This is a genomic window from Gimesia fumaroli (assembly GCF_007754425.1).
Taxonomy (GTDB): domain Bacteria; phylum Planctomycetota; class Planctomycetia; order Planctomycetales; family Planctomycetaceae; genus Gimesia; species Gimesia fumaroli.
Genome location: NZ_CP037452.1, coordinates 3,153,135 through 3,177,546, shown reverse-complemented (window position 1 = coordinate 3,177,546; position 24,412 = coordinate 3,153,135). Strand labels below are relative to the sequence as shown.

17 protein-coding genes and 1 tRNA gene are annotated in these 24,412 nt (G+C 49.5%); 10 read left to right on the top strand and 8 right to left on the bottom strand.

All coding sequences use genetic code 11. The features are described 5' to 3' along the window. Nucleotides 1-12: 12 nt before the first annotated feature. Together Enr17x_RS12080 and Enr17x_RS12075 are read right to left on the bottom strand one after the other, a co-directional pair. The gene (locus tag Enr17x_RS12080; RefSeq protein WP_145309016.1) at nucleotides 13-1,365 is read right to left on the bottom strand and encodes a hypothetical protein; all 1,353 of its coding nucleotides are present in this window, start codon (nucleotides 1,363-1,365) and stop codon (nucleotides 13-15) included. Nucleotides 1,366-2,469: 1,104 nt separating this feature from the next. Further along, nucleotides 2,470-2,928 carry a hypothetical protein gene (locus Enr17x_RS12075; protein WP_145309014.1) on the bottom strand — a complete coding sequence of 153 codons (459 nt, stop codon included), beginning with the start codon at nucleotides 2,926-2,928 and terminating at the stop codon, nucleotides 2,470-2,472. A 25-nt stretch (nucleotides 2,929-2,953) separates the two neighbouring features. On the opposite strand from Enr17x_RS12075, the gene Enr17x_RS12070 reads away from it, so the two are divergent. From Enr17x_RS12070 to Enr17x_RS12050, 5 genes are all read left to right on the top strand, one after another. Continuing rightward, nucleotides 2,954-3,451 carry a HEAT repeat domain-containing protein gene (locus tag Enr17x_RS12070; protein ID WP_232101033.1) on the top strand — a complete coding sequence of 166 codons (498 nt, stop codon included), beginning with the start codon at nucleotides 2,954-2,956 and terminating at the stop codon, nucleotides 3,449-3,451. A gap of 480 nt (nucleotides 3,452-3,931) precedes the next feature. After that, nucleotides 3,932-4,450 carry a QcrA and Rieske domain-containing protein gene (locus Enr17x_RS12065; protein ID WP_145309012.1) on the top strand — a complete coding sequence of 173 codons (519 nt, stop codon included), beginning with the start codon at nucleotides 3,932-3,934 and terminating at the stop codon, nucleotides 4,448-4,450. 80 nt (nucleotides 4,451-4,530) lie between these two features. Further along, nucleotides 4,531-6,534: a cytochrome b N-terminal domain-containing protein gene (locus Enr17x_RS12060; RefSeq protein WP_145309010.1), complete on the top strand. Its 2,004-nt coding sequence runs from the start codon at nucleotides 4,531-4,533 to the stop codon at nucleotides 6,532-6,534. Between the two features lie 295 nt (nucleotides 6,535-6,829). Then, nucleotides 6,830-7,276 carry a BlaI/MecI/CopY family transcriptional regulator gene (locus tag Enr17x_RS12055; protein ID WP_145309008.1) on the top strand — a complete coding sequence of 149 codons (447 nt, stop codon included), beginning with the start codon at nucleotides 6,830-6,832 and terminating at the stop codon, nucleotides 7,274-7,276. After that, nucleotides 7,273-10,341, top strand: a complete 3,069-nt coding sequence (locus Enr17x_RS12050; protein WP_145309006.1) for a M56 family metallopeptidase — start codon at nucleotides 7,273-7,275, stop codon at nucleotides 10,339-10,341. Before Enr17x_RS12055 ends, Enr17x_RS12050 begins: the two co-directional genes overlap by 4 nt. A gap of 39 nt (nucleotides 10,342-10,380) precedes the next feature. Here Enr17x_RS12050 and Enr17x_RS12045 read toward each other — a convergent pair whose 3' ends face one another. From Enr17x_RS12045 to Enr17x_RS12030, 4 genes are all read right to left on the bottom strand, one after another. Continuing rightward, nucleotides 10,381-12,018 carry a S41 family peptidase gene (locus Enr17x_RS12045; RefSeq protein ID WP_145309004.1) on the bottom strand — a complete coding sequence of 546 codons (1,638 nt, stop codon included), beginning with the start codon at nucleotides 12,016-12,018 and terminating at the stop codon, nucleotides 10,381-10,383. An 84-nt stretch (nucleotides 12,019-12,102) separates the two neighbouring features. Further along, entirely contained in the window at nucleotides 12,103-15,153 is a 3,051-nt protein-coding gene (locus Enr17x_RS12040; RefSeq protein WP_145309002.1) for a PVC-type heme-binding CxxCH protein, read from the bottom strand. 127 nt (nucleotides 15,154-15,280) lie between these two features. Next, complete coding sequence (locus Enr17x_RS12035; protein ID WP_145309000.1) at nucleotides 15,281-16,279, bottom strand: DHH family phosphoesterase; 999 nt, start codon at nucleotides 16,277-16,279, stop codon at nucleotides 15,281-15,283. Between the two features lie 72 nt (nucleotides 16,280-16,351). Then, on the bottom strand, nucleotides 16,352-17,287 hold the full coding sequence (locus Enr17x_RS12030) for a bifunctional riboflavin kinase/FAD synthetase (protein ID WP_232101032.1): 936 nt from the start codon (nucleotides 17,285-17,287) through the stop codon (nucleotides 16,352-16,354). Between the two features lie 281 nt (nucleotides 17,288-17,568). On the opposite strand from Enr17x_RS12030, the gene Enr17x_RS12025 reads away from it, so the two are divergent. From Enr17x_RS12025 to Enr17x_RS12005, 5 genes are all read left to right on the top strand, one after another. After that, nucleotides 17,569-19,065, top strand: a complete 1,497-nt coding sequence (locus Enr17x_RS12025) for a Gfo/Idh/MocA family protein (protein ID WP_145308998.1) — start codon at nucleotides 17,569-17,571, stop codon at nucleotides 19,063-19,065. A 117-nt stretch (nucleotides 19,066-19,182) separates the two neighbouring features. Then, complete coding sequence (locus tag Enr17x_RS12020; RefSeq protein WP_145308996.1) at nucleotides 19,183-20,178, top strand: DUF6807 family protein; 996 nt, start codon at nucleotides 19,183-19,185, stop codon at nucleotides 20,176-20,178. Nucleotides 20,179-20,186: 8 nt separating this feature from the next. Next, a complete protein-coding gene (locus Enr17x_RS12015; protein WP_145308994.1) occupies nucleotides 20,187-20,570 on the top strand; it encodes a CoA-binding protein in 384 nt (127 codons plus the stop codon). Between the two features lie 111 nt (nucleotides 20,571-20,681). After that, nucleotides 20,682-21,206, top strand: a complete 525-nt coding sequence (locus tag Enr17x_RS12010) for a UvrB/UvrC motif-containing protein (protein WP_145308992.1) — start codon at nucleotides 20,682-20,684, stop codon at nucleotides 21,204-21,206. Nucleotides 21,207-21,343: 137 nt separating this feature from the next. Continuing rightward, nucleotides 21,344-21,425, top strand: a tRNA-Leu gene (locus tag Enr17x_RS12005). Nucleotides 21,426-21,503: 78 nt separating this feature from the next. On the opposite strand, the gene Enr17x_RS12000 is transcribed toward Enr17x_RS12005, so the two are convergent. Both Enr17x_RS12000 and Enr17x_RS11995 read right to left on the bottom strand, forming a co-directional pair. Beyond that, nucleotides 21,504-22,205, bottom strand: a complete 702-nt coding sequence (locus Enr17x_RS12000; protein WP_145313996.1) for an ion transporter — start codon at nucleotides 22,203-22,205, stop codon at nucleotides 21,504-21,506. A 71-nt stretch (nucleotides 22,206-22,276) separates the two neighbouring features. Continuing rightward, on the bottom strand, nucleotides 22,277-24,328 hold the full coding sequence (locus Enr17x_RS11995) for a PEP/pyruvate-binding domain-containing protein (RefSeq protein WP_145308990.1): 2,052 nt from the start codon (nucleotides 24,326-24,328) through the stop codon (nucleotides 22,277-22,279). Nucleotides 24,329-24,412: the final 84 nt, after the last annotated feature.

The window sequence follows — 24,412 nt, the reverse complement described above, 5'->3', positions numbered from 1 at the left end:
AGAGGTGTACTATTACTGTGGCGGTATCAACAACGGTGGTTGTTGACTTTTAGCAGGCTCAGGAAGAGGAATCAACGGTTCCCCCGGTGTACTGGCGTCTTTAGGAAGCGGTGGCAGAGGCAGATTATTGATCTGCGGCGTCTTCTGTTTCGCCGGAGGGGGTGGTAGAGGCAGTGGCTTAGTGATGGGAGCGGATCGTGATGGTCCCTGTGGTTTCATCTGCGGTTGCTGTTTGGTTGCTTCAAATGCAGGGGGACGGGTTTTCGCCGGATCAACCACATGCCCGGAAGGGGCACCTTTCTGTGGAATTGCCTGCTGTTTTCCGGGAACCGGCTTAGGATCCAGAAACGCCAGAAAATGATCGCCACGTCCTGCCAGACGCGCTGCTGTTCTGAAAACATCGATTGCCTGTTCTGTCTGACCGTTAAAATGTAACACCACGCCAAACACAAACAGCCGATCGGGATCGCGAATATCTTCTTTGACATACGCAGCCACCTGATGCAACATCGAGTCTTTGGCAATGAGATGATCTGGACCAAATAACTCGCTCAAGCTTTCGCCAGTTGCAGGCCAGGTCGGATCAAGCGCCAGCCCCTGTTTAAATTCATACGCGGCCCTGTCATATTGTGTTAATGCAACTAAAGCAAACCCCTTTTTAAAGTGGGGAGTCGCAAGATCTTTCGCCAGAGACGCCGCCAGTTTGTAGCGATCATAGGCTCTGCGGTAATCCAGTTTCTTGAAGTATTCATCTCCTTTTACCTGATTCCGCAGGCTCAGTTCTTTTGCGTGCCGCGTAGATGGAATGACATATCTTTGAATCTTTCTAGAAGGCTCAGGCAGATAGTTTTTGTCACTCCACCGCTCCAGATCATCCCTTAATGCCTGATTTAATGGGACATTACTAGCCGCGTTATTGGGATCATTCCATTGGGGATGGGCGGGCAGCGTCGGTATAGTGCCTGGCACGTTACTATAAGGGTAGACGGCGGGCGGCGAATATCCTTGTCCAGGGAGAATCGGATAAAAGCCGTTTAAGGAATACCCATTGGAAAACAGGACGGGATTGCCAGCAATAAAGGCATCCGTACTGTAATAACCAAAGCGGTTATAGAAGTAGGGCCCCCAGGGATCACCATAATAAGAATTGCCACCAAACGAAAAGTTATAAGCAACATTTCCAGAGCGACCACTGACTGACCAGCCAGGGTTTGGCCACGTACGTCCATAATAACGCGGGTATGAATGTTGGTGATGCGAATGCCCGTGATGGTGACCACGCCCAGAATGATGCCGCTGAGCGGCAGCCGGTTCGGGAAGCATTATAAAGAAAGGTGCCAAGCTCAAAACGAGAAGATACCGCATTTGTTTTTCTCCTGTTGGCCCAACTGGAAATACTCTATTACATTATGCACGTTGAATTTGCTAAAAGCAAGGATTGTTCAACTGATACAATCAAAAGCCTTTGACCGAGCTCAGGCAACATCATTATTTGAACTGCGCATGTCAGGATCGGTCGAAACAGACTAAGTTTGTTTTCAGACAAAATTCCCACGATATGAGCAAGCAGACCAGCAGGAAAAGAAAAAATATCAGTTGTGATTGTTCCAGATGGCGCTGATCGGCAAAGTTTGAACTGATTCCAGGCAATTTAGTCAGACTTTTCTGCCTGATAGTTCCGCTCACCCAAAGGCAGGATGTTGCAAACCATCCAACAAAAACAGCTGACAGGAACGGGGCCCTCCTCACATTAGGCATAGCCCCAACCGTCAAATATAAATACCCCTCTGGTACATATTCTTCCCAGATTAACGCATTTCGAGGGGCCTCCCTACCATCAAGTCAGCGTAAATCCACCCCAGTTTAACCAACCGTTACGATACTAATAATCCGATGTAAAAATGACGTAACCTTTTTATCTGATAATGACTTGAGACATTCAAGCGATAATTCCAGCACGCCGATAGATTGTAGCAGTCGCAATGAGAATTCGCGTCTGAATGATAGAAGGAAACAATTCGGATGTGAATTTGGCCGGTACTCGCAAGAGCATCGACCGCAATCGAAATTACGGAAATTATTGTAAAGGAATTGTAAGTCACAATTCTTTTAAGGCTCAAGCCAGCGCGAGTTGATGATTTCAACTTGGACCGAAAGCAGTCCCAATAGGAACAAAACAAAATTCGCGCCGTAAACCACTGTGTGATGTGACAAAAGAGGCACATCAATCTGTCTATGATGGTCAGAAATCGACCCAAGAAGGAGACGCTGTTCTATGAAATGGATTAGTCTGTTAAGTGCATTTGTTGTGGCATTGGGGATGAATGCCGTTGCACAAGCAGATCTTTTTGACCTTTCGCTTAATTGCGGGGCTGCAAAGAGCTGTGAATGTGCCTCGACATGTCAACCTGAGTGTTGTAAACCCACTATTACCAAACCATGTGAGCCTAACGTTTATACATACCAACGTCAGTGTTCATCTATTAAACCACCTTGCTGCTGTGAGTCTGCTCCAGTTTGCTGCAAGCCTGCTCGCCGTCTGCGTGGCTGGTTCAAAAAGCACTGCTGCAACTCAGGATCAAGCTGCAATACATGCAACACCGGATGTAACACCGGAAAAGGATGCTGCACACCAGCTCCTAAAGCATGTGCCGCTCCTGCTCCTAAAGCATGTGCCGCACCAGCCCCTAAAGCTTGCTGTGCTCCTGCACCAAAAGCCTGCTGTGCACCAGCTCCAAAAGCATGTGCCGCACCAGCTCCTAAGGCTTGCTGTGCTCCTGCACCAAAAGCTTGCTGTGCACCAGCTCCTAAAGCATGTGCCGCACCAGCTCCTAAAGCCTGCTGTGCTCCTGCTCCCAAAGCTTGCACACCAGCTCCTAAGACCTGTGCTGCACCAGCTTCTTGCTGCAACGAAAAACCTTGCTGCAACTATGATCCTTGCGAAATCGCTGAATTGATCTACCAGTCTCAAACTGCTTGCTACGCTAAACACCGTCGCAAAGCAATTCACAAACTGGGCGACAAATTCACCTGCGAATGTAATCCTGAGATCATGTGTGCTTTCATCTACGCTCTGAACGACGCTGACGAACGTGTTCGTGCTAAAGCTGCTGATGAAATCGGCGACCAGCTTCGCAAGAATGGCTGCTGCTGCTCACCTGAGCTGACAGCTGCTCTGACTTGTGCTCTGGGCGACTGCGACAAGAAAGTTGTTCGTGAAGCAACTCAAGCTCTGGAACTCTGCGGATACGAAGTCGTTGAAGGTTGCTGTGACAAACCTTGCTGCCACACTGGATGTGCTCCTGCTGGATGCTCACCCTCAGCAGCTCCTGCAGCTCCTGCTCCAACTTCAGATCCTAAAGCTTACTTCCCCAGCCGTATGCAAGACCGGAAACAGTCTCGCCGTCTGAGCGGAAACAGCCTGTCAAACCTGTTCGGACTGATTGACTAGTTCTCAATCAAGACTTCAGTTTGACTGAAATGAAGATTAGAACGGCTCCCCTCTTCGGGGGAGTCGTTTTTTTTATTGTCCGCGTGAATTCAACAATCCAGGATTGTACTTCCCCTATTTTGGATAGTATAATCCTAATTCACCAACTTCATTGCCTTAAAGACCTGAAGTCATTAGACTTAAAATAAACATTCGTAATCTCTTGTATGTTTTGTTAGGATAGAACCAACCTTCCAGCAATGACAGAAACTTACGAATTACCGTATCGGAAACGTAAATTGTTACTTCCCTCCTCAACAGCGACTCACTAAAACGAGAAGCACCCTGCCAACGTAAAGTACAACAGACGTTTTACTGTTTACTAATCAAATAGAACTAAACCGTTACCCTTGAAGGCACATGTTGATTGATTCAGAAATCAAATAGTGATACCAGGACTGCTGATCAACAACCGGCTTTTCAGATTTGAAGGTTCTCACCATGCGACGTCGAAAATTCCTCAAATACTGCACTGGTGTTTTAGGTGCCGTCTACGCTACCGTTCTGGCGGTACCCGGATTAGGATTTCTGCTTTCGACTCTCAAACGCGGTCAACTAAAAGAACAGAAGTATCAGCTTGCCAAGCTGGATGACCTGGAACCAGGCGTTCCTCAACGATTCTCTATCATCGACCAACGTGTTGATGCCTGGACGAAATATCCGTCTGGCCCGATTGGTTCAGTCTGGCTCACCAAAGCCCAGGACGGAACGATAACAGCGTTTTCATCCACTTGTCCGCATCTGGGCTGTGTAATCGATTATGTACCCGGCGATGAAGAATTCTTCTGTCCTTGCCATGCAGCAACCTTCCAGCCAGACGGTGGTACGGTCAGTGGCCCTCAGCTCCGCGGAATGGATGAACTGAAAACATCGCTGAAAAAAGTACGTGGCGAGCAGTGGGTTGAAGTCGAATACCAAAAATTTGAACCCGGCATTGCAGAAAAAAAAGCCTTAGGCTGACTTCGCATTCCCAACCTTCCAACTCTGATACCTTATTCTATTGAAGTAATAATTTTGATTTCCCATAGGGAGATGTTTCAGTGCTGTCAGAAAAAACCAAACAGTGGATCGACGAGAGAACCGGCTACAAGAACTTCTTCCATGCGATCTTTTTATTGAATTTCCCCACGAAGAGACGCTCCCGCTGGCAGAATATCTGGGGCGGGGCTCTGGTCCTGTTGATGTTGCTGGAAATCGTCACTGGTACTTTGTTAATGACGGTCTACAGCCCATCTGAAGCCGCCGCCTGGGGGAGCGTGCATTATATTGAAACACAAGTTGACTTGGGCTGGTTTGTACGTGGCCTGCATCATTATGTCGCCCACATGATGATTGTCGCGGTCATCATTCATATTTTTCTAGTCATCATTTCAGCCGGTTATCGCAAGCCGAAAGAATTTATTTACTGGACCAGCCTCTTGATTGGCGGCGTAATAGTGGGTCTCACTATCACTGGAAATCCATTGCCCTGGGATCAGAAAGGCTACTGGTCTTATCAAATTGAAACAGGAATCGCAGGTACCATGCCGGTCATCGGTTCCTCACTCCGTTCCATCATCGTCGGCGGAAGTGAATTCGGGAACCTGACTTTAACACGGCTCTACACAATTCACGTCATCGTGCTGCCTGTCTTAGCCATTCTGCTGTTTACGATTCACATGGCCCTGGTGCGTCGAGACCGCCTGCGGACCATGAAAATCAAAGAAGCCGCCGATGATCCGGAAATCGATTTTGAACTGGATGATGATGATCCGGTCAAAGATGAAATCACTCAACCTTACTGGCCTTATCAGACGACGCGTACTCTGGTATTAACCCTGATCCTGATCGGGATCGTGATTCTCCAGATGGTCGTTTATCCTACCCTTAAAAATCAACATGTGGCTCCAGAACTGGCGGAATGGGAAATGGACATGCCGCTCAGCGAGATCAAACTCGAAGCACCCGCCGTCAGCGACAGTTCGATTCCCTTTATCGCACGTCCCGAGTGGTTTGTACGATTTCTGTTTGAACTTAGACATATGGTTCCCAAAGAACTGGAAGTCCTGGTTACTGCGGTGCTGCCCGGTGTGCTTCTGGCCATTTTGATCATGGTTCCCTTTTACGAAAAATTCTTTGGAGAGAAATGGGGACAGCGTCTGGCGATTGCCGTTTATGTAGGCGGTTTAGTAATCATTTCCGGCATCAGCTGGTATAGCGTTAAAACCGAGCGAAGTGCGCCCGACTACGCTTTGAAACGTTCACAGGAAATCGCCTATGCCGCCCGTGCTTCCTGGCTGGCTAAAGAAAACGGTGTACCCCCGGAAGGACCCGCTTCGCTACTGCGAAACGACCCCAAGTCGATGGGACCGTTGATTTTTGCACGGCACTGTGGAGTCTGCCATACGTGGAACGGCCATGACGGAACAGGTCTCAATATCATGGAAATGAAAGACGGCAAAAAAGTCAAAGCGACTCCCCGTGCATCCGATCTGGCAGGATTTGCTTCGAAAGAATGGATTGCGGAATTTCTGACAGATCCGACAGCGCCCAAGTTTTTTGGGCACCTCGGATCATCAAAAGGGGGTGACGCGATTCTACACGGAGACATGAGCGACTGGGCTGACAGCTATGTCGGTCCGGAAGGCGTACTCTCGAAAGAAGATATCGAAGCCGTCTCGGCACTCATCGCACGCGAAGCCAAACACCGGAATGCGGAACCGCTCAGCGAAGCGGTCATGAAACGCGGCGTGTCTGTCTTCAGCGGCATCGACTTTAAAGATAAATCTGGGAAAGTAGTCGACTTTGACGGTTACTGCGCCCAGTGCCACGCCATGAAAGCCGGTGACCCTGAAGAAGAGGGAGGCGGTGCTGCTCCCGATTTGAACGGTTACGGCTCTGACAAATGGCTCTCCGATTTCATTCGCAATCCGGGCGCAGAACACTTCTATAGTGACAAGAACATCATGCCCGCGTTCGAAGAATCGAAACTCTCCCAACACGATCTGAATTTGCTCGTCAATTGGATGCGCGGAGAATGGCGGCGTCCGGAAGAAGAAAAATAACCTCTCATCGCACACCATAACAGGGGCACTACCAGCGTCTTTCCAAAATCAGGCGCTGGTAGCCCACTGGACTTGATCCACCTTCAAGGCAGTGTGTCCAACTCTTGTGCTCACTGCAGCTTAACCTGTGAAGCGATGGCCTCTTTCTGTCTGCAAATTCGTGCAATGACGCAGTCAATTCGATCACTCTGCGCAACAGAATCTGAAAAATCTTAAATTTTCTGCTTGCAGAATTACTACACCTGTGGTAACACTACGCAAACACATTACTACACACGTAGTCACAGGAGGCCGCATGAGCCAGCAACCCGAATTACAAATCACAGATGCAGAATGGGAGGTCATGCTGAGTGTCTGGGAAGCGAAGGACCAGACAGCCGGTGAAATCATCGCTCGCGTCGAACCGATTCGTGAGCGAAGCCATCGAACGGTGCGAACGCTTCTTGCACGCCTGGTTGAAAAAGGTGCTGTTGCTGTACGTGTTGATGGCTCGCGCCATCTCTACAGCGCGGCCATCTCGCGAGATGAATGCGTTCGACTGGCAGCCCGTTCCTTCACGGAACAATTCTTTGCCGGGAACCTACAGTCCCTATTGATGCATTTTGTCGAAAATGAAACGCTCTCTGAAAAAGAAGTGAAAGAACTCAGGCAACGCTTAGACGAACGTCTCACGAAAAAATCCCAGCCGAAAGCTGACCAACGTACCAGCAGATCCTCTTCAACCCGGAGAAAGAAATCATGAACTTCGATTTTGAATGGACCGCGTTATTAGCACTTATCTGGCGGGCAACCTGGCAGGCATTCGTCCTGGCTGGCATTATTCTTTGTTTGACTTCAACATTGCACCGCTGGATTTCCCCCAAATGGCGTGCGCTTTTGTGGGCCATTCCACTGGCTCGTCTGGTTTTATTAATGATTCCAGCTAGTGGATTGAGTCTCTTCTATTTACTCAATTTCGAAAGTCAAAATCCGACTCCCGCAGTCGCAATCTCTTTCTCTGGAACCGGAGACATCGGATTGATTCCAACCTTGGATTCGCTTCAGCCAAATCATCGGATCTCACGAACGGAGACCGCTCAAGAGTACAGCGTATCTCAGACTTCAATCACGCGATCTGAAGAGTCCCGAACCAATGCCCCCATTTTAGTTTCCAGGCTCCTCACTTATCTTTGGTTGACTGGCAGTTGTATTGTCCTTTGCAGATGGATCGGTTCCAGAATCATACTGGCCCGCATCATCAAAAACAGCGAACAGCTCCAGGATGCAGGTCTGCTTAAACTGATTGAAGCGATACAAAAACGGAATCAACATTGGTTCCCGGTTCGCTGTTTCGTTACGAACGATCCTATAGGCCCGTCCTCTTGTGGATTCTGGCGGCCCACCATTTTATTGCCCTTAAACTTGTGGTCCGATTTCGCAGAAGAAGATCGTCAGACGATCGTGATTCATGAACTGGAACACATTCACCGACAGGATGTCTTACTGATGCTCATCAGTCGAATCGCAATCACTGTTCACTGGTTCAACCCATTGGTCTATCTGATCAGCAACCGCATGCGCCGTGAAATCGAACTGGCTGTCGATTCAGCAACGGTTACCAATTTCGATGAGCAGGCACGTCATGATTATGGTGAGTTATTAATTCGTCTGGCACAGCAGACACAGGGACCTGTCGCTGCACTCCCCATGGCGGGCAAACGTTCTGCGCTGCGTGTCCGCATCAATCAGCTAACATCACCAATTCAAGACAGCCGCTCAAAGTCAGCACTTGCCATGGGCCTGTTGCTGATCCTGTTTGTGACCGGCTTAAGCGATGTAGCACAAACTCAGGAAAAAAGCAGCCCGACCCCTGCGACAGCATCTCCTGAAAAAGAAACAGTGCCAGACAACAAGAAACAAAACCAGTATTTCATTTCCGGTACCGTGCAAGATACTCAGACTGGAAAGCCAGTGACGAATGCTGAAATCCAGATACTGGTGGCATCAGAACCAGATCCTGACAAGAGAGTACTCAAAGGAACGACGAACGAAGCAGGGCGGTATCGCATTGAGGTACCTTTAGGAAATGTGCAACTCTGGTTTCCAACATTAAAGCCCGGGTATTGGCTCATGCCGGAAGAATCCATGCAAGCCTTAGTGACAACTCCAGAGAAGCCGATTGTGAATCATGATCTACAGGCACAAACAGGAGCGGTCTGGAACGTACATTGGAAAGGCAAGCTCAACCAACAACAACGCCAACAATTAGGCGTGCAAAACAAGGATCAACCTGTTCGATTGTTGGCCTCTGTGCAGGAGGTTGCGGATGATGCGAAACGGGCTGCCTGGCTGAAGGGAGAACCAGTCTCATTCCAGAAAGCGAATGCGACTTCCATGAATTACCTGGACGAAGAAGGTCGTGGCCAACTGACTGAGGTTGGTACCAGCGGTAAATATATTTTAACTCTGGTCAATATGTCAGCCGAGTTGATCGTCGCCCCTGGCTTTGACAATTCTCAAGTCGTCGCTCTAAGGCGTTTACCTGATTCAAACACCACACAAATGATGGACAAGGAAGGAAGGAAAGCAACCATTAAAAATGGAACTGCCACGATCAATAACGGTGTACCGCTCCTCATATTTGTCCCCAAGGCATCAAAACCAGTCGGCAATCAAAAGCTGGTCGGTCGTGTTGTCGATGCGGAAGGAAAACCGTTAACGGAGGTACGCGTTGGAGTGGTCTCTGGCACACAGGGAGGCGGAAGTGGTGATACTGGTGTTTCAACAAAAAGTGCACTCGACGGTAGCTTCTCACTCGATTTTCCCATTTATGATTATGGAAACCAAGCTGCTGATAAACTGCAGTTTTCAGTAGTTCTGACCCAAAAAGGTTATGCGGGCATGGATTCAAGAAGCATTGCTGTTTCAAAAAACTTTGTCCCCATCGACTTCAAAACACTCACACTCAATCGCGGCTATTCACTGCCAATACGCGTTCTGGATGAACAGGGAAAACCGCTCCCCGGAGCAATTGTGGAACCAGGAAACAGTTATGCTTTAAGAAGACAAATTGTTCGCACATCCACCGATGGGCGGGCAATCCTAAAAGACTTACCCAGCGGCGTAATTCGGGCTTCCGTGCGTTGGGGAACGAAAATAAAATGGATCAACCTGGTGATCAGTAATAATGAGTCTGAAAATCGAGAAGTGACCATTCACCTGAAGGAGTTCTCATCTGCTACGACAACCCAGGCAGAAAAGGCCAAACCACTAACCGTGGGGCAGATCGCCCCCACGTGGGAGATCGCAGAATGGTCTGATGGGCGTACCCGCAAATTATCCGACTATCGCGGACAAGTTGTGGTACTCGATTTCTGGGGACTAAGCTGCAGTGGTTGTGTCACTTCCATACCCGCTCAGAAGAGACTGGAAAAGAAATTTGCAAAGCAGGGTGTGGTCTTTCTCGGCATTCATACCGCGGACGGCGAAATGAGTCAGATCAATAAATTGAAACAGAGTGAACAATGGACAATTCCCACTGGAATTGATCGAGGTACTTCAATTCTGGACAGTGTGACTGGTGAGAAATACGGCGTGCAGGGTTACCCGGCACTGATCGTGATCAACACAGATGGCAAGATCACATTTCGGAGTGATGTGGAACCATCGAAGAATCGTGAGACCTATATGAGAGAACTGGCTGAGGCCAGCGGTGTCAAATGGCCGCCCGGTGAGAATGCGTCTGAAGCTGAGATGATTCAAATGATGAATCAAATGCAATACACATTACTAAGCCGAGAAATTGAACGCGTCCTGAAAATGAAATAATCAGACTTTCCCCAATAATGTAAATGCAGTTCGAGCAAATTATTTACGAGGAATCAGCGATTCTTTGGAACCTTCTGATTGATCTTGAACTTGTTTTCGCAGCCGTTTTAAAGCAGCAGTCAGCACGGGGTCTTCGGTTCTTGTAAATTCATTGGGGGCCGCCTGCACTTTGATATCGGGTGGAACGCCCACGGTATCAAAGGATTTTCCGTTGACATCCAGGGGAATCCAGCGGGGCAGATTCACAATAATCCCCGCACCAGCATCGATCTTGCGCGGATTCCCACTGGAGCCGGCGGTCCGATCACCCAGCGTGGTCACGTTGGGGCATTCTGCCAGCATCAGGACAAACGCTTCGGCAGAACTCATTGTTTTCTCTCCCTGAAGCACAACCACTGGCCCCCGGTAATACCAATTCTCATTGGGAGTAAAAGTTCGTTTCTGTTTGGGCCCCAGGTCGCTGTGCTCAGGACCACTCCGATACTGATGCATCGCATACAGTCGCGGCTGATCTAAAAAGTAGCCTGCCATTTCCATCGCCAACGGTTCGGCGCCACCTCCATTCGCACGGAGATCCAGAACCAGACCGCGGGTTCCATGCATTTGCTTCAGAGCCGTTTCAAACTCATCGGGCAAAGCAACGTTTGATAAACTGTCTACAGCGATATAGCCAATACCGTCTTTCGTCCGCCCCCATCTCATTCCCCTTATTTGATTGAGCTGGCCGATCAGATGCGGCGCTGCGACAGGGCTGGCATTAAAGAATCGCTCGCGATTGAAACCTTTGACATATTTACCATCAACCAGAACGTAGACATGCAGATCTTTCAAATGCGCCAGCATCTCATTGAGAATGTCTGCCAGCTCACAGTTCGTATTTGCTGCGACAGCCCGGGGACGATACTGATCGTGCAGCTTCTGCCATTTGACGTCCGGCTTGATCACAAACATCGCGTACTCGCGATCGAAAGCATTCCAGACTTTGTCGAAAATGGCAGCTCCTGCACCTGGCTTAAACGGGATAACAACAGGAAGCACCCGATTACGGAATGCATCCACATACTTCACCGTCTGCTGTTTGGTATCGATTACATAGAAACGCCGCGATCCTTCTTTCGTCTCCAGATCAATAATGATGGATTCAAGGAGCGGAACCATCGGTCTACCGTTCTTGTGCCAGCTTGATCTCATTTTGTGAGAGGCTAATCCATTTGCCTGTTTGACCAGTGCAGCGTTTCCCTGCTTGACAACTGTGTTCGCGGGAAACAATTCTCCCACACGTGCCGGATGAAAACGTAACCAGACGCTAGTTACGTGTTCTCCTTTGCCTGCGCTGGCTGTCACAATTTCCCCGGGCTCATCGGGAAAAACAGCGGCCCACAGGACATTCTTATCATGACGTCCCAAGACAACCTGCGCGGCTCCAAGTTTGACTTCGAAACTGTCCGCTAATTTGAAATCAAAAGACGAAAGACTCCAAACGTCCTCTTTCTCAGTTGCCGTACTATAGCTACGAGGCTGCTTTGAAAAATCCGGACTGGCTGGATATTTCTTACTTAGATCTTCTGCAACCGCTGGTTTTACCCCAGTTGTCAGCAACAATGCCAACAACAGGGCTCCTAACGAAACACCACTTCGTTTTCGTAACAACACACTTTTTGTAACAGGTCCTGCCATCACACGATCACCTCCTTGGAAGAGTATCGGAATCTGGGTCTATTATTTCAGAGTGCCTGCTAATTCAGTGTTTCACGTCTTGATTTATGGGCTCGTGGCTGCTGCCACGGGCGGTTTCACCTGCGTATTTCCAGCAATGTAAGCAATCAAATCCGCCAACTGCTGCTTTGTTAGTTGATCAAGTTGCCCTTCCGGCATCAGAGATAATTTGGACTGATTCATTTCTTCAATCTGACGCCGATCCAGAACAAGTTGCTCATTCTGTGTCTGCAGCGTCAGCTGTTGATCGGTTTGTCTGACAATCGTCCCATTCAAAATGCGACCATCTTCCAGCGCAACCACCACCATCTCATATCCTTTCGGAATCAGGGCAGAGGGGTCTACCATATTTTCCAGCAGATAATCCATATTGGTCCGATTGGCGCCGGTCAGATCCGGTCCAATCGTACCGCCGTTCCCAAACAGGCGATGGCATTTCGCACACGTTTTTTCGTAGAGCGCCCGACCTTGCACTCGGTCTGCTTTTTGCAGGCGTTCTGCCGTCAATAATTCTTTATAACCTTCAATCTGTGCCCGTTTCTTTTCGGGAGTTTCCCGCGCAAGGCCCCAAACCTGATTCAGTTTATCGACCACTTCCTTGTCCTGAAAATTACGCAACTGCCGCACATGAAATGCAGAGACTTCACCTTGGGGCACCTGCTTCTTATCGATGGCTGTCAGCAGTAGCAGTACATATTCCTTGCGACTGCAAAGCGTGTCCATCAAAACCTGGCGTCCCTCCTGCTTGATACTGCGATACCGGCCCAGCATGCGTTGAATCGTCTTGGGATCATAAAACCGCGACAATCCCCGAAACGCCAGAGGCTGCAGTTCGGTGGTATACACCGATTTCTGTATCACAGGCAGTAATCCTTTGTCCTGGGAACTGTTCAATAATGATTCCAGTGCCTGATAACGGCTTTTCATCGACTGATCCGAATCGACTACGATCTGCTTGAGTGCATCCATCGTCTGCCCATCACCAAATACGACGGACAGTTCTGTCACCAGGGTCTTCAGTTCTTTTGAATCTGCTTTCTCGGTCTGTTGTTTTAATGCCTGCCAGTTTTTCGGTGCCTGTGCTTTCAGTCGCCCTTGTAGTGCGGCCTGGATTCCCGTTAACAGATCTTCTTGAACCGTTGAGTCCTTTGCATCAATCACCTGTTGAACCAGTTGTTTCACATACTCTGGATGTTGATCAATGTCTTCAGTCAATCGCCTGGCCACCAGCTGTCGCACCAGTGGTCGTGTGGAGTGACTCAAAAACTGCAACGCAGCATCACTCTCTGCCATCACCGAGGGTTCAATTCCATACCAGAGCATCAATGTAAAATTGCGATCTTCCGTATCCTGATGATTTTGATCAAGTGCCGCAGCGATCTCCCAGCAATCCTCTGGAGCAAGCGACTGCATCGCTGATGCCAGATAAAGCCGAACCAGGCCTGATTGCTCATCGCGGGCTAACTTAGCAAACTGAGCTACCGCTTCCGAGGGAACCTTCCCATCATCTACCAGATACCGGATCGCCCAGATCCGAACGTGCTCACTCGGATCATTCAATTGTTTTACCAGCCACGCATCGTTTAATTGATTCGTACAATACAGAGCCCACATGGCACGCAGTCGACGGGGTACCTCTTTTGAAGTATTGAAGATATGAAACAACTCCGCTTTAGGCTGACTCCAGTTCGCTGTGGTTCCTGCCCGCTCCATCAGAATGCGACGGGCGTGGCGGACATACCAGTCATTAGGATGTAGTTGCAGCTTGACAAGTTCGCTGTCAGAAAGCTGATTCAGATCCAGCTTTTTCGGCTGTGTCACATCGCCATACGAAATTTTGTAAATGCGCCCGCTGGTTCGATGCACGCCATCATGATCGTGGCACTCACCGAGGTCGGCCCAGTCAGAAAGATAAACACTGCCATCGGGTCCATATTTCAGTTCGGTTCCTCGAAACCAGTCTGACCCGGTCAGCAGAAAATCAGGTCTGTGCGTGCCCACATATCCCGAACCTTCACGTTCCAGAGCATCGTTATTCACACGATGTCCGTGCGTGTTACACAGAAAAATGGTATTGCGATATTTCTGCGGCCAGTTATCGCCGAGATAAATCATGCCGCCACAGTGACTGTGTCCGCCACCCAGTTTCCCGTGAATTCCAGTTGTATCCCGTGAATCAGTCCATTTGCCTGATGAACTATCCCAGTGGTCGTGGTCGGCACACTTGGTCATCAATTCATAAACATAAGGATTCGGATCGCTGCCATGACCATTCATTCGAATATAATGCGAACCGGGAATCATGTGCCATAAATGCCCATTCACATTGTTCGTGAAAAACATCTGACCGTATTCATCGTAATCAAAGCCCCAGGGATTCGTGGTTCCGGAACTGACTTCTTCGATCGTTTTACGAACGGGATGATAACGCCAGACACCACAATGAATCAATGTGCGCTGCGAAGGATCGGTCTCGGGTGTTCCCACCAGAGAAGTGTCAGTAATTCCATGTCGACCATACAGCCAGCCATCGGGTCCCCAGGTCAGGCCGCTGACAATATTGTGTCGGACCGTCTTATAGTTCCAGCCTTCAAGTAGGACCTGTGGTTTCCCATCGGGAACATCATCGTGATTTTTATCCTCAAAGTAGCGTAATTCGCCACGGCACAATGCCCAGACACCATTGGAACCAACAGTCACGCTGGTTAAAGGTCCCGACCCCTGCCAGAAAACTTTCCGCCGATCCATAGCGCCATCGCCGTTGGTATCTTCCAGAATGATAATCCGGTCTTCAAATTTGTCATCGTAAGTACCACGTTCATAGGTAAAACATTCGGCAACCCAGACACGACCCCGATCATCAATTTCAAATCCGATCGGCTGATGCACATTGGGCTCACTGGCAAACAGCGTTACCGTGAAGCCTTCCGGCACCGTCATATTCTTAATCGTCTGTTGCGGCGAAGTCGCGATATCTTTGGGGTCTTGCGTATTCTGAATCGGTGTTTCAGCAGCAGCAAATTGAAACGGCAAACCGCAAAGTAGTGTGGTCGACAGCAAAGAGACGAAGAACCGGCGTTGATAATGGAAGCGCATCGATTACCCTCAGTGGCAGGAATAAATAGATTAAGATAGTTTGATATCATTTATGCTATATCAGCCACGGAGCAAGAGCAATCAAATCGCCGTGGAGATCACTGAGAAATTTGAGAAATACAAACGGTTATTTCTCAATCGTGTCAAACATCTCACGGAATTTGGCAAGGACTTTCGTGACAGCTGAAGAAAGCGGTCCATTGAGCATAGCCCCCGATGCCTGACGATGTCCGCCGCCACCAAACGATTCTGCAATTTTGGAAATATCCCATGCAGATCGACTGCGAAAACTGATTTTGACCTGCCGGCTCCGCTGTTCGACGGCGATAAATGCTGCCTGAGTCCCAGCCAGCGTCAGACAGTAATTAACCAGTCCTTCCGTATCTACGGGCGTGGTTCCCGTCGCACTAAAGTCTTCACAACTGACGATCGTATAAGCCAGCTGCCCGTCGAAATCAGTCTGCACTTTATCCAGTACACGCCCCATCAGTTTTAATTGTGGCAGACTGTTCTGTTCGTACAACAGCTCATAAATCTGATGTGGTTCTGCGCCCGCCTTAATCAACTCACTGATGATCTGCATCGTGTAACTGGTCGTGGAGGGAAAACGAAACCACCCAGTATCAGTGGCAATCGCGGCATAAAGTAAAGTCGCAATTTCCGGCGTCAACGTACAATTGAGGGCTTTACCCAGATCAAACACGAGACAACCCGCTGCCGGCGAAGTAATGTCTTTGAATTCTTCCGCGCCCAGTGAATCAGAACTGACGTGATGATCAATCACCACTTTCTTCGAATCTGTTTTACGATAGAAATTTGCCAGTCCGGGTAACTGCGACCAGGCACTCGTATCAAGGATGATATGCACTTCGGCCCATTCAAAGTCCTCCGTCGTCACACCATCACCCACATAGCGAACTTCGTTATCCTGCACTAGAAAGTCCAGGCTTTTGGGATGCGCTGACGGGTTGATCACGCGAACTTCTTTACCCAGCTCTTTCAAAAAACCGGCTAACGCCAACTCAGAACCCAGAGCATCCGCATCAGGCCGCACATGGCAGGAAAGGAGGATCTTTTGATGTGCCTCGATGATTTCACAAAGGGGAGTCCAGTTAATACTGCTCATTCATATTTCCTGCGCTGCGTGTTCCTGCCAATTCCAGTATCTGGTTCCACTTTGTCATTGAGACATCTTAGGTTAATCCGGGGTGGCATTCCATTGCTTGAGCTGCTTTTTTGCTGAATCAACGTCAATCGCCAACTGAGTTTTGAGTGCTTCGGCATCAGAAAACGTCTGGGTACCGCGTAAGCGTTCGATCAACTCGACCTCCAATGTTTGATCGTATATTTCTTTTGAGAAACCGATCAAATGCACTTCTACCTTTGTTTCCGAGTTGTGAAACGTCGGATTCGCACCAATATGAACCGCCGCTGGATAGCGCTGTCCGCCTACAATCCCAAATCCACAATACACGCCATCGGCAGGTAAGAGAGTCGCCACCTGACTCAAGTTGGCTGTCGGGAATCCCAGCTTTCTTCCCCTCTCGGCACCATGCACCACAGTTCCTTTGATCCGATAAGGCCGCCCCAACATTTTTTCCGCCAGCACAACGTCTCCGGCTTGAATGGCTTTGCGGACTTCCGAGGAAGAAATCATCTGCGTGTCACATAAGCTCGGTTCGACCACTTTAAAAGACATCCCGGCATTTTCACACAGAGTCTGCAACAGCTTGACATCACCCGCGCGGTTTTTGCCAAAATAAAAGTTGGGACCTTCCACCAGTCCCTTTGCCTGCAGCTGATCGCATAAAACCTGTTGAAAGAACTCTTCGGCACTCAAATTTAGTAACGCCCGATTAGTCGGGTAGGCAATCACACAATCAACACCCAGGCTCTTCAGGATGGCGGCACGCTCTTCAATGCCCATTAATTCCGGCGGGGCGTGCTCCGGGCGGAGGAGTTGAATCGGATGTGGATCAAACGTGAACACAATCGCGGGCAGATCTTCACACCGGGCCTGGTGAACCAATGTCTGAATCATCAGTTGGTGCCCACGATGCACGCCATCAAAATTGCCGATTGAGACAATACCTCCCCGACAGGCGTTGAATCCTTCTAATTCACGTATAAACACCACTTAACCCAACAATTTATTGCCTTTATTTAGAAAATCACTCTGCCCGGTACTCATAACAGGCTGTATCAATTGAATCGGCAACAATTCAGAAAATGTAGAGTGATAAGTACCATCTGGCCCTCAATATTGCTACTATTAGGCGTAAGGAGAGTGTATCCCTCTCCTTCCCCCGCTGCACCAGAGGGTGCTCACCATAAAGTATTGAACACTTTGGTATCGCCGTCCCTTGATGCCATCCAGTAACAGACTCACTTTATTAAATAACTGGAGATAACGAAATGGATCAAAGCCCCATCAATCGAAGAGATTTCCTGAAAACATCAGGAACGACAGCCGCTGCTGCCAGCACGATCGCCGGTCTGGCAACCGCACCTGCTTTGGGAGCCGGAAATAGCAACGAAACCATTCGCATTGGATTTATTGGGCCGGGTGGACGCGGCTTTGGTGCTCACGTCAAAAAATTGGTTCAGTTGAAGAAAGATGGGATGAATATCGAACTGGTCGCCGTATCAGACGTTTATTCAGAACACCGTGACCGAACCGCCAACTACATCAAAAAAGAGCTGGGCAACGATGTCGCCAAATATGTCGACTACCGTGATATGCTCGAAAAAGAAAAACTGGATGCTGTCGCCATCGGTACTCCCGACCACTGGCACGCCAAACAAACCATTGACGCCATGAACGCTGGCCTGAACGTCTATTGTGAAAAACCAATGACGAAAAAAGTCGAAGAAGCGCTGGCCGTCGTCGAAACCTGGAAAAAAACCGGCAAGATCATGCAGGTTGGCGTCCAGTCTACCAGTCTGCCTGTCTGGGACGATGTCCGGGCACGACTGCAGGATGGACAACTGGGGAAAGTCCTTCAATTCCAGACCGAATACTTCCGCAACTCGTCAATGGGACAGTGGCGGTATTATGCTCTGAAAAAAGAGATGAATCCTAAAAACATCGACTGGAACCTCTGGCTGGGTACCAAAGAAGGCCTGGCAGAATATCAGCCGTTCGACCGCGCTGTTTATGCCCAGTGGCGTCGTTTCTGGCCATTCGGCTCCGGTATGTTTACTGACCTGTTCGTTCACAGAACCACCGCCATGTTAAAAGCAACCGGACTGCGTTATCCCGGTCGTGTTGTTGGTGCAGGGGGGCTCTATCTGGAATATGATGGCCGTGATGTTCCCGATGTCGCCACAGTTGCTGCCGACTTCAACGAAGGCGTGCAAGGGTTGATCAACGCCACCATGTGTAACCAGGAAACCCGTATCAAGCAGATCATTCGCGGGCACAATGGTTCGTTTGTCTTCGGTAACGGTGAAGGCTTCGACGGATACGACTTTATCCCCGAACGCCCTCAAGTAACGCGTGACAGTTCTTTGAAACAACAGCGAATTGATGTCGCTCAAATCAAAGACACAACCTACGCTCACTTCAAAAACTGGGTCGAAGCAATGCAGGCCAACGATCAGAGCAAGTGTAACAACCCGCCTGATCTCGGTGCTGCTGCCATCGCCGTTGTGAATATGGGTTCCAACAGCTATCGCAATGGTAAAGTTTACCAATTCGATACAGATACGCAGGAAATCACCGATGGTGATGGAAGTTGGTCCAAGAAATGGGAAGCCATGTCCAAGGCACGGCAGAAACCCAAGCACATCCCCGGCTGGAAAGCAGGCGACAAAGGCAGTCTTCTGGAAGAACCCGCCTACATGTCTCTGGCTGGTCCCTGGATCGACGGAAAACCTCCTAAGAACGATCCAAATTCCAACGCCGGTTAATCAGACGGTTTGACAACTCCATTCCCGCGTTCCTCCCTGGAACGCGGGAATTTTTTCACGTATCATTTAGATTCACAAACCAGATTCTTTTTCACTTTTAGTTCTACGGATCTCACCATGAAACGTTTTTCTGCATTCTCTATCACCCTCTCAGCAATGATGACGCTGCTCACATTCATCTCAGCAGCGAACGCAGAGGAGAAACCCGGTTTCACCTGGAAAGATCAGCCCGTGAAAAAAGTCGCCGATCTCTATTTCAATGGCACCCCGGTTCTGCAGTACGTTTATCCGTACGATGATTCTTCCGCAGAAAGCTTTCACGATACCTACAAAGTCTTCCACCACGTCTATGGGCCAGGCAGCAAAGCCATCATCACCAAAGGTCCCGGCGGAAAATACACGCATCACCGCGGACTGTATGTTGGTTGGAACAAAACGAAATTTGATGGCAAACAGCTCGACTTCTGGCACTGCAAAAACGGGGCGCATCTGCGACACGCGAAAATGATCGAGATGAAAGGTGGACCCGAATCCGGCACGATGACATCGGAAATTCACTGGAATGATGCGAAAGGCAAACCCGTCATCGTGGAAACTCGCACTGTCACTGTCACACCAATCAAAGTCCCCAACTCCAAAATTCCCGCCTGGCAGATCGACTGGCAGACCAGACTCGAAAGCAAACGGGGAGAAATCATTCTCGACGGCGACCGACAGCACGCTGGCTTCCAGTATCGTGCAGCCCAGCCCGTCGCAGAATCTAACAACGCAAAGTATGTCCGCCCCGAAGGGTTCCCCCAACAGCTCGCACCGTTTCAGGTCTCCGACAAAACCGATCCCAACGGTCACATCAATCTGGGCTGGTTCGAAATGTCGTACGGCATTGATGGCAAACATTACAATGTCGAATACATGGAAGATCCCGGCGTTCCCAAACCATCGCGTTATTCCGAACGTCCCTACGGCCGTTTCGGTGCTTTCTTTGATACCAAGTTTGATGAAAGCAAGCCACTGGAAATGAAATACCGGGTGATTGTCAGCGAAGGGAAGACTCCCACACAGGCAGAGATCCAGAAACGCTATGATGAATTTGCCGCTTCTCTGAAGAAATAGGATTTCACATGGGCAAGCCAACCGTTGCCATTATTGGAGCCAGTGCGGACCGACAGAAATACGGAAACAAATCGGTCCGCGCTCATCTAAAACAGGGTTATGATGTGTACCCCGTTCATCCTACCGAATCGAGTATCGAAGGATTAACCGCCTACCCCAGCCTGGAACAAGTCCCGTCAAAACAACTCGACCGGATCAGCGTGTATGTGCCCCCCGAAGTCGGGATTCAGCTGCTGGAACAGATTCGCAACCGCGGGGCAAACGAAGTCTGGTTCAATCCCGGCAGTGAAAGCCCGGACTTACTCGCCCGTGCCAAAGAACTCGGGCTGAACGTCATTCAAGCCTGCAGCATCATCGCGATCGGCGAATCACCGTCGGATCATCCGGAATAAACCGGAATCGCGATTGAGCCGCTTTACCGGTTCGTATAGAATAAATTCAGACGTGATTCATTTGCGTTGGTGAATTTCCTCATTTGTCCGGTATCTGATAAAGTCTCGACCATGAAAAAATGTAAAGTCTGTAATAAACCGGCCGTCTACCACCTGACCGAAATTCAGAGCGGACAGGCACAGGCGCTGCATTTCTGTGAAGATCATTTCCAGGAATATATCAGCGGCCAAGCCCCGCAGGACGAATGGGAACCGCAGGACGAAGCCACACTCATCGAGCTCAACTCGCAGGATCTGGAACTCGACGAAGAGCTGGAGTGCCCGAATTGCGGCATCACCTTTCAGGAATTTCGCAGTGAAGGGCGGCTCGGCTGTCCGCACGATTACATCGCCTTCCGTGAGCCGCTGATTCAGCTCCTGGAAAATATTCACGGCGAATGTGTCCATATCGGCAAATTCCCCAAGCGAGCACCGACGTCGAGCCAGCAGCAATACGACCTGATCAAACTCCGTCGCGAGTTGACCGCTGCGGTCGCGGAAGAAAATTACGAAGCGGCCGCCTCGCTCCGCGATCAGATTTCCAAACTGGAAGAGGAAGAGCAAAACAGTTCCGAATCAGAAACGGCAGAAGAATAACGATTCCGGATCTCAGAATTCCCAGCATAAAATCGGAAAAATCGACCAAAACCCTCTGAAAGTCAAACTTTTTCCTCCTGATCGATTTGTATCAGCCTCCGGAAATCGTTAGTATTCCTGCAGAATCAAAATTCCCCGGGGATGTGGTGGAATTGGCAGACACGCTAGATTTAGGATCTAGTGCCGCAAGGCGTGCAGGTTCAAGTCCTGTCATCCCCATTTTTTCTGAAAAGCACTGATGCCTGACAGCATCAGTGCTTTTTTTGAAGAATGAAGAGATTCACTTTGAAAATCTCTTCATTCTTCCATCTCCCGCGCTTTTGAAAGTGCTGATGCCACCAGTCCTGCCGGAATTGAAACAATTCCCAGACCAACGATCAGAATGAAAAACGTAAACATTTTCCCGCCAACGGTGATAGGATAGATATCGCCGTATCCGACCGTGGTTAATGTCGCGACAGCCCACCAGAGACTGTGAAAAACAGAGCTGAATGTCTGGGGCTGGGCAGGGTATTCGAAGTGATAAATTCCCACGCCTGCTAAATAGAGCACAATGAGCGTGGCAAATAAAAACAGAGCCAACTCTTCTTTCGCAATGATAAACGCGCGATGAAAACGCTGAGCCGCTGCATTATAACGAGCCAATTTGAAAATTCGTATCAGCCGAAGCAACCGAAAGGATCTGAGCGATCGTAAATCGAGGCTTGTAGCAAGGTAAAAAGGAAGTATTGCCAGCAAATCGATGACCCCAAAAAAAGAAAAAACGAACGCAGGTTTGTTCGTCGCTACAATGATTCTGGCGATATATTCAACGGTAAACACCGTCACACAGACAATTTCCATTGCTCGTAATATTCCTCTGGTTTCATCTGATAGATCAGGCAGCGTTTCAATAGAAAAGCTGATAAGTGACAAGATGATCATGGCTTGTATTACGAGGTCAAACGCCTTGCCTGTTTTTGTATCGGAATCCTCAATAATCTGCTTGATCCGCTGCATTTTCTGTCCTCTTACTCGGTCAATACGTCTAATGTCATTCACAAACTAATCTTCTCAGCCTGATTGAGCACTCACTCTCCCTGTTCCAGAATCCGCACGACCTGGGCGTAGGTATCGACTTCAATCAAATCACCTGTTTGAATACGGGTGGTGGCTTCGCGGGTGCCTATGAGCGTTGGTTTCTTTAACTCGCGGGCCAGAATCGCCGCGTGGCAACCGATACCGCCGTCATCGGTGACAATCGCGCCACACCGATTCAATAACGGCAGCAACGCCGGGTTGGACTGAATCGAAACCAGCACTTCACTCGCATCAATCGTCTGATCCTTCGCATCCAGAGTGAGCACGACCCGCGCCCGTCCTCGAAAGATGCCAGGCCAGGCAGCCTGGCCGGTGAGCTCGTTGGAGTTGTTTGTTCGCGCAAGCTGACGCTGCTTTGCCAGGCGGGTTAATAAGTAACCGGTTTGCGAGACCAGATGAAATTTTTCTTCTCCCCCGATCATTTGAAAGATGTACCGGTCACCGGCTTCAACAGCCTGCAGTCGAGACTCCAGCAGTTCCCGAGTGACGGTTCCCGCTTTCAACTCGCTCCACAAAACCAGATCACCAGTGCGATCCGGTTGAGAAAAACCAAGCTGTTCTGCTGTCTGTGCCGCCAAAGGCTCCAGGATATTTCGTTCGATCACCGGATATAGAGAATGCGAGCGAATCTGTTCCGCCAGCGCCCTGACTTCAGGATCATCAACCTCGTGCGCTTCAATATAAATCAGAACCCAGGCGGGAAAGACCGTTGTGTGCTGAGCGACATCGGCGAAGAAGTCTTCGAGTTCTTCCAGGTTTTGAAACCCGTCCAGCCCCCGTTCAAGGACAGGCGGTGCCTGCGCATAAATCCCCAGACCATATCGTAAAATTCGAATAAGTTCATCCCGATGATTTTGAAACAGATCACCGATCCGATCGAGAAAGGCATCTGCCGACTCCTTAGAATAAAACAGATTCATCATCTCTGTTTCGTCCTGGACCAGCAACGCTTCATTCAGATGTCCCCCGAGCGTGTTATCGGCGTGCTTCGCATCCAGCCAGTAAGGCAGAATGGAGGCAGCCAATAAGAAAAACGGACGACGTACTGTAAACTGCCATTCCTGACTTTCATCGATCAGCGTCTGGTTATATTCCTCCGCCAGTGTCGTAATTGGGCGCGCCTGCAACACCTGAAACTGCCCGTTCTCGATGGCCCATTCGGTATCAATCGGATGGCCATAATGATCGTGCAGCCGCGTCAACAGACCGGCAAATTCGGTCACTTGCTGCGTACTGATTTTTGGCTGGGAGCCACGCCCGTCAAGTTTTTGCCACGCCGGTTTCGTATCGCCTTCTCCCATCCAAAGCGCTTCTTTCTGTTCGCCAATCATCGATTCGAGAATCTGGTTGGTGCCACGCTCCACCACAAATTGATCGGGAACAATTCGCCCCGAAACAATCGCTTCACCCAACCCGAGACAGGCCTCAATCAACTGAATCTCAGGTTCCTGAGTCACAGGATGCACGGAAAACCCAATGCCGGAAATGTCACTCGCCACCATCTGCTGTACCACAACTGCGACAGAGATCTCGCCCGCGGCAAAGCCGTGCGTCGCTCCGTAAGAGAGTGCCGACTCGCTGAACAGGGAGAGCCAGCAATCCCGGATTTTGTCCATGATCGCATCGGGCCTCACATCCAGAAATGTTTCCAGTTGTCCCGCCCAGGCACTCGTAGCACTGTCTTCACAGGTAGCACTCGATCGCACTGAAACCCTCGTAACGTTTAATACGTTTGCAGCCTCGTTAACGGCTTCTCTGATTTCGCCAGGAATTGCCACGCCTTCAAAGCAGGAGCGGATCTGCTGATGTGCCTGCGATAAATCAATCTGCCCCGCATTCAATGCCTGGACCGTTTTGATAACATCCTGTTTCAGATCTCCCGACGCCAAATAGGTCTGGAAGGCAGAACTCGTCACAACAAAGCCGGGAGGGACCGGTGCCTGGGCTCGCATCAATTCTCCCAGCGACGCCCCTTTGCCACCCGCTTCTGCAACGAACGAAGAATCCAGTTCTGAGAGTGAATAAATGAGTCGATTTGCCATCGTGACTTCTTCCCGTTGTAATCTTGAAACCTGTTTCTGCAAAGCGGCCCGATTTATTTATCGGCATTAAACACGATCCGCCTG